Source organism: Cereibacter changlensis JA139 (genome assembly GCF_003034985.1).
GTDB classification, from domain to species: domain Bacteria; phylum Pseudomonadota; class Alphaproteobacteria; order Rhodobacterales; family Rhodobacteraceae; genus Cereibacter; species Cereibacter changlensis.
On the sequence record NZ_PZKG01000304.1, the window covers coordinates 1 to 1820 of the forward strand.

Here is a 1820-nt window from a genome sequence, read left to right on the forward strand (position 1 = left end):
TTCGGCCACTTCGGCGTCGGTTTTCGGGTTCATGATCCGGCTGACATCGAGCGGCGAATGACCGCGCGCGCCCAGCTCGCCCGCAACCATCTGGTTCAGGCCGACATCGAAGCTGCTGCCGGCGCTTTCGACATAGCTCTGCGCGCGGGAGTAGTTCTGCGCTTCCTCGAGCCGGGTGATGTAGGTCTCGGCCAGCCGCTCGCCCTCGTCCAGACTGAAGGTCTTGCTCTCGCTCGCCGTGGTCTGCGTGCCGTCATTCGTGGAGGCCGTGGCGGCTGTCCGGGTGCTGCTGATGCGCGAAACATCCGAAGCAAGCCCACTGGCCTCGGCAGCTTTGGCAACCTCGCTGAACCGCTCGACGCTTAGTCCACGTAGACCCCCATCAGCCCTCAGTGCGAGATCTGCTCCAGCTGAGACGCCATTGCCTCCAAAGCCACCACCTTTAATACCTCCAGTGAGTGCTCCTCCTAACCCCAATGACATTGCCATTTCTGTCGTAATGCCCTGTTCTTTGGCAAAATCCTGCACGCGCTGATACGACTGCGAGACGCTGTCCCGCTCCGAACTGCTCCCTTCCCAGCCATAGGACATGCTGCCCTGCCGGCCGTTGGTGACGCTCTCCCCGAAGCTGGTCAGCTGGCTCGCGCCCTGCGTGATGTAGCTGCCGAGTTCGGAGGCCGCGCTGCTCGCCGCCACCCGGGCGTTTTCGGCCCGCGTCGAGATCTCGCCGCGCACGGCCGAGCCGAGCTGCGACGAGATCCCGCCCGTCGAGACGGCCGAGCCGGGCGCATAGCCGTAGCTGCCGTCCATGTTGCGCGTGGCGATGCCGCCCGTGTCGAAGGTCATGGTCTCGCGGCCGACATCGACCACCGAAGAGAGGTTCATCTTGTTGGCGGCGTAGTTGTTCATGTTCATGTTGCCGAGGCCGATCGAGCCGGTCGCCGCCTCGCGCCCCGTCTCGATCGCGGCGCCCTGGCTCACGTTCAGCATCGAGGTCGCCATGCCGGTCATCCGCCCCGCCCCGAACATGATCGCGGTCGCGAGGAACGGGACCGACATCATGAGGAAGCCCGCCACCGTGCCCACGTCCTGCTCGACGGCCCGGATGCCGTAGTGGTTGGCCCAGGACAGCACCACGTCGCTGACCGAGCCGTCCGAGGTGACCGCCCCCGCGGTGCGGTAGAACCCCGTCGACGCCTTGATGACGATGGAATGCAGGATCGCGCTCAAGGGCTCCCAGGCGGCGATCCACACGAAGCCGCCCATGTAGCCCTTGAGGACCGCCGGCGCGAGCGGCGTCATCATCATCAGGACCGCCAGCGGGAAGGCCGCATAATAGAGGCATTCGAACACGATCTTCAGGAGCGGCACCCATTTTGCGGCGTTGGCCCCGATCGCGGCGTAGCTCGATCGCGTCTGGATGTCCGCCCGCGCCACCTGGTAGATGTCCATCGCCGCCGAGTTTCCGGAATTGGCGATGAAGCGCATCATGCCGTCATCCATCGCGTTGACATACATCGCCTGCTTGATGGTCTGGACCGCCGAGGCCGAAGACATCGCCATCATGCTCTGGAAGTCGCCAAGCGTGCCCTTCAGCCGCGCGATGTTCGCGGCGCCCGCGCCGGAGTTGCCCTGGAAGATCCCGGCGGCCTTGCGCGCAAGGACCGCGTTGACCTCGTTGTCGATCTGCGTCTTGACGTTGTTCCAGCCCGCCGAGCAGACCTTGGTCTGGTTCTCGACCACATCGTAATAGGCCATCGAGGCCGGCATGTTCGCCGTGATGAAGCTCTCCAGCGCCCCGTCCGTCGCCACCAGTTCGA

Annotated in this window: 1 protein-coding gene; it reads right to left on the minus strand. The window is 64.9% G+C overall.

The window, feature by feature from the left end:
• The coding region (locus C5F48_RS23475; protein ID WP_146170748.1) for a conjugal transfer protein TraG N-terminal domain-containing protein at window positions 1-1820 on the minus strand (1820 nt) is incomplete at both ends.